The sequence below is a fragment of the Burkholderia sp. Ac-20384 genome, assembly GCF_017104605.1.
Lineage (GTDB): Bacteria > Pseudomonadota > Gammaproteobacteria > Burkholderiales > Burkholderiaceae > Burkholderia > Burkholderia lata.
Map to the genome: position 1 here is coordinate 1 of NZ_JAAGPE010000453.1, position 5243 is coordinate 5243.

Sequence of the window (5243 nt, forward strand, 5' to 3'; positions counted from 1 at the left end):
ACCTGCGCGACGCGCCGCCCCCGCGGCGCGCGTGTCACGCCCCGACAGCCTGGTCGCCTCCTCACGCCTCCCCGCCATCGAGTACCGTCCCACCTTTTAGGAACGCCGCGCATCATTTGAGCGTTTCCGCTGCCTCCTCCTACAATTTTTCCGCGTGCCGGGCAGCCCTGCCCGCATGCGCGACTACAACAAAGGAGTGAGACGCATGCGATTCCACTGGAAGACGCTCGCACTGGCCATGGCGAGCGCGGCGCTGGTCGGCGGGGTACCCGCCCATGCCGCCGACCCCGCCGACGTGAAAATCGGCTTCCTCGTCAAACAGCCGGACGATCCGTGGTTCCAGGACGAATGGCGCTTCGCCGACCAGGCGGCGAAGGAAAAGCACTTCACGCTGATCAAGATCGCGACGCCGAGCGGTGAAAAGGTGTCGACCGCGCTCGACAGCCTCGCCGCGCAAAAGGCGCAAGGCGTGATCATCTGCGCACCCGACGTGAAGCTCGGCCCCGGCATCGCGGCGAAGGCGAAGCGCGCGGGGATCAAGCTGATGTCGGTCGACGACCAGCTCGTCGACGGCCGCGGCGCGCCGCTCCAGGGCGTGCCGCACATGGGCATCTCCGCGTACAAGATCGGCCAGCAGGTCGGCCAGGCGATCGCGGACGAAACGAAGCGGCGCGGCTGGAATCCGGCCGAGGTCGGCATCATCCGGATCGCGTACGACCAGTTGCCGACCGCGAAAGAGCGCACCACCGGCGCGGTCGATGCGCTCAAGGCCGCCGGCTTTCCGGCCGCGAACGTGATCGATGCCCCCGAAATGACGGCCGATACCGAAGGCGCGTTCAACGCGGCGAACATCGCGCTCACCAAGCACGCGAATTTCAAGCGCTGGGTGGCATTCGGCTCGAACGACGACACGACGGTTGGCGCGGTACGTGCCGCCGAGGGGCGCGGCATCGGCGCCGACGCGATGGTCGCGGTCGGCATCAACGGCAGCCAGGTCGCGCTCAACGAATTCGCGAAACCGAAGCCAACGGGCTTCTACGGCTCGATCCTGCTGAATCCGCGCCAGCACGGCTACCAGACGAGCATCAACATGTACGACTGGATCACGAAGAACCAGGCGCCGCCGCCGCTCGTGCTGACGTCCGGCACGCTGATCACGCGCGACAACGAAAAGCAGGCGCGCGCCGCGCTCGGCCTGTGAACCCGCCCAAGGAGCCGACATGACACGCACCACCCTCGTGACGGGCGCCGCCGGCGGCATCGGCCAGGCGCTGTGCCGCACCTTCCTCGCCGCCGGCGATCATGTGCTCGCGCTCGATCGCGACCGCGCGGCGCTCGACCGCTTCCTCGATACGCTCGGCGACGCACGCGTGACGCCGGTCGTCGACGATCTCACCGACGCCGAGCGGCTGCGTTCGCTGCTCGAATCGCATCCGCCCGTCGACGTGCTCGTCGCGAACGCCGGGACGGCGGCGTCGACCACGCTGCGCGACACGACGCCCGCCACCTGGCGCACCGATCTCGACGCGAACCTGACGGCCACCTACATGAGCGTCGAAGCCGTGCTGCCCGGCATGCGCACACGCGGGCGCGGCGCGATCGCGATCATCGGTTCGGTCAACGGCGTGCATGCGCTCGGGCACCCGGCGTACAGCGCGGCGAAGGCCGGGCTGATCAGCTACACGAAATCGCTCGCGATCGAATATGGCCGCGACGGCGTGCGCGCGAACATCGTGCTGCCGGGCACCGTGAAGACGCCCGCGTGGGAAGCGCGCGTGGAGCGCAACCCACAGGTGTTCGAGGCATTGAGAAAGTGGTATCCGCTCGACGATTTCGCGACACCCGACGACGTCGCGCAGGCCGCGCTGTTCCTGTGCTCGCCGGCTGCACGGATCATCACGGGCGTCGCGCTGCCCGTCGATGGCGGCCTGCTGGCCGGCAATCGCGTGATGGCGCAGGAACTGACGCTGGAGACGTTCTACTGATCGTGAAGCGGTGCGCGGGGCCGGCGGCCGCCCGGGCCGCCGTGCCCTGCCCGATACGCGGCGCGATGCCGCGCATCGTCAATGCGAAGCCGCCACGGCCGGCTTCGTCATCCTGCCGAGCACGTGCTCGGTCATCCCGCGCGCGAGTTCGGACTCGCCCATGAACACGGTGCCGATGCCCTCGTTCGACAGCAGCGCAGCCTCGTCGCCGCTGTTCGTGCACAGCACGACTTCGAGCGCCGGGTTCAGCGTGCGCGAGATCTCGACGATCTGCCGCACGTCGAACACGTCGGGCAGCGTGACGACCAGCATCCCGGCGCGCGCGATATGCGCCTGCACGAGCACGATCGGCTCGATCGCGTCGCCCGACACGGCCGCGATGCCGTCCTCGCGCAGCTTCTCGACGAGTTCGCGATTCTGCTCGACGACGACATACGCGATGCCGCGCTCATCCAGCGCGTGCGCGATCCGCGTGCCGACCTTGCCGTAGCCGACGATCACCACTTGCCCGGTCAGGTGCGTCTGCGGCGTCGACATCGGCAGCGCGGCGAGCGGATCGTCGCGCGCCTCGAGCTTGCGCGCGAACGCCGAATGCTTGCGGATCCACGCAAGCGCGGGATCGATCATCGCGAACAGCAGCGTGTTCATCGCGATCGAGATCAATGCGACCGCCAGAATCAGGCTCTGCCCTTCGGCCGACAGCAGCCCTAGCGCGCGGCCGAGCCCGGCGAGGATGAACGAAAACTCGCCGATCTGCGCGAGGCCCGCGCCGACCGTCAGCGCGGTATTCAGCGGATAGCGGAACGCGATCACGAGCGCGACCGCCGCGAGCGTCTTGCCGATCACGACGATCGCCGCGACCTCGATCACGTGCAGCGGCTCCGCGAGCAGGATCTTCGGGTCGAACAGCATCCCGACCGAAATGAAGAACAGCACCGAGAACGCGTCGCGCAGCGGCAGCGTCTCGTCGGCTGCGCGCCGGCTGAATTCCGACTCGCGCATCATCATCCCGGCGAAGAACGCGCCGAGCGCGAACGACACGTCGAACAGCTTCGCCGCGCCGAACGCGATGCCGACCGCGGCCGCGATCATGCACAGCGTGAACAGCTCGCGCGAACCCGTGCGCGCGACGAGCCACAGAATGCGCGGAAACACGCGCTTGCCGACCACCAGCATCAAGGCGATGAACGCCGCGACCTTCAGCATCGTGACGCCGAGCGTGCCCCATACGCTGCCGCCGGCCGTGTGCGCGTCGCCGGGCGGCGTGCCGCCGAGCAGCCCCGCGACGGGCGGCAGCAGCACCAGCACGAGCACCATCACGAGATCCTCGACGACGAGCCAGCCGACCGCGATGCGCCCGTTGACCGTCTCGACCAGCCCGCGCCCTTCGAGCGCGCGCAGCAGCACGACGGTACTCGCAACCGACAGCGCGAGCCCGAACACGAGCGCCGCCCCGACGCTCCAGCCCCAGGTGAGCGCGAGCCCGCCGCCGAGCAGCGTGGCCACCGTAATCTGGACGATTGCGCCCGGCAGCGCGATCTTGCGCACCGCGAGGAGATCGCCGAGCGAGAAATGCAGGCCGACGCCGAACATCAGCAGCATCACGCCGACTTCGGCAAGCTGCTGCGCGAGCGACAGGTCGCCGACGAAGCCGGGCGTACCGGGGCCGATCACGATCCCGGCCAGCAGATAGCCGACGAGCGGCGGCATTTTCAACAGCGACGCGAAATAACCGAAGACCATCGCGAGACCGAAACCGGCCGCGAGCAACGCAATCAGGCTGACGTCATGAGGCATCCCCCCTCCCGAAGTTCTTGTAACTATTTAGTAAGGTTCAAGAACGAAAGGATAAGGGATGAGGCGGAGAAATGGCGCGCCGCCGCGAAAAATTCACGCTGTGGCGCGCCTGTCCGGGGTACAACCCCGGCGAAATGAAAGGCGCCGCGCGGAGGCGGCGGCGCCTTGAAGCACATCGGACAGGCGGGGCTGGCGCCCCGCCGCCCCGTCAGCGCGACGCTTGCGGGAACCGCGCGCCCGGCGGCGGTTCGGGCCGCGTCGACGGCACGCTCTTGCGCACCTTCGCGACCTGCGCGGCCGTCACCGGCGCACCCGTGTTACCCCAGCTCGTACGCACGAAGTTGGACACGTCGGCGACTTCCTGGTCCGACAGGCGCCAGCCGAACGGCGGCATCGTGAACGTCGACGGCGCTGTGCGCGTGCCCTCCAGCGCGCTGCCTTCCAGCACGACGTGGATCAGCGAGGTCGGATCGCCGCCCTGCACGACCGGGTTGCCGGCGAGTGCCGGGAACACGCGCGTGTAGCCGTGACCGTCGCTGCGGTGGCAGGCCATGCAGTTGTCGCGATAGACGGCCGCGCCCGGCTTGCTCGCGTCGCCGGTCTGCAGCGCCTTCGCGGCAGCCGCGTCGTACACGTGCGGCTGTTCGCCCTGCACGCGCGGCGGCAGCGTCTTCAGGTAGCGCGCGATCGCGTTCAGGTCGTCGTCGGTCATGTGCTGCATGCTGTGGCCGACCACGTCCGTCATCCCGCCGAACGCGGCCGTGCGCAGCGTGCGGCCCGTCTTCAGGAACTGCACGATCTCGGTTTCGTTCCACGTGCCGAGGCCCGTGCGCGGCTCGCCGCGCAGGCTCGTCGGCACCCAGCCGTCGATCGCCGCGCCGCCGGCCAGGAAGTCCGGGCCGTCCGCGTCGGTCAGCCCGCGCTCCTGCATGGTCGGCGCGCGCGGCGTATGACACGCGCCGCAGTGGCCGAGACCCTGCACGAGATACGCGCCGCGCGCGACCACCGGATCGGTGTACGGCGCCGCGTCGAACGGCTTCGGGGTCGGCGCGAACATCTTGCGCCAGATCCCGAGCGGCCAGCGCATCGACAGCGGCCACACGATGTCGACCGCGCGGTTCTCGTGCTCGACCGGCGCGACGCCGTGCATGAAGTACGCATACAGCGCTTTCATGTCGTCGTCGGTCAGGCGCGCGTAGGACGGGAACGGCATGGCCGGATACATCGTGTCGCCGTTCTTGCGCACGCCTTCGCGCACCGCGCGCGTGAAGTCCTCGACCGTCCACCCGCCCAGGCCCGTTTTCGGGTCCGGCGTGATGTTCGTCGAGTAGATCCCGCCGATCGGCGTGTCGAATTTCAGCCCGCCCGCGAACGGCTTGCCGCCGCTCGCGGTGTGGCACGCGATGCAGTCGCCTGCCCGCGCGAGGTATTCGCCGCGCTTGATCAGCGCCGCGTCGGCGG

General features: G+C 69.1%; 4 protein-coding genes. 2 read left to right on the plus strand and 2 right to left on the minus strand.

Annotated elements, in window-relative coordinates; all coding sequences use genetic code 11:
* The first annotated feature begins 238 nt into the window (after positions 1 to 238).
* Together G3O00_RS39535 and G3O00_RS39540 are read left to right on the plus strand one after the other, a co-directional pair.
* Entirely contained in the window at positions 239 to 1201 is a 963-nt protein-coding gene (locus tag G3O00_RS39535; protein ID WP_081436681.1) for an arabinose ABC transporter substrate-binding protein, read from the plus strand.
* A gap of 19 nt (positions 1202 to 1220) precedes the next feature.
* On the plus strand, positions 1221 to 1985 hold the full coding sequence (locus G3O00_RS39540; protein WP_174932420.1) for an SDR family oxidoreductase: 765 nt from the start codon (positions 1221 to 1223) through the stop codon (positions 1983 to 1985).
* A gap of 78 nt (positions 1986 to 2063) precedes the next feature.
* Here G3O00_RS39540 and G3O00_RS39545 read toward each other — a convergent pair whose 3' ends face one another.
* Both G3O00_RS39545 and G3O00_RS39550 read right to left on the minus strand, forming a co-directional pair.
* Positions 2064 to 3782: a cation:proton antiporter gene (locus tag G3O00_RS39545; protein WP_206146244.1), complete on the minus strand. Its 1719-nt coding sequence runs from the start codon at positions 3780 to 3782 to the stop codon at positions 2064 to 2066.
* A gap of 208 nt (positions 3783 to 3990) precedes the next feature.
* Positions 3991 to 5243, minus strand: a 1253-nt coding sequence (locus tag G3O00_RS39550) for a cytochrome c (RefSeq protein ID WP_206146245.1), incomplete at its 5' end; no start/stop codon positions are given.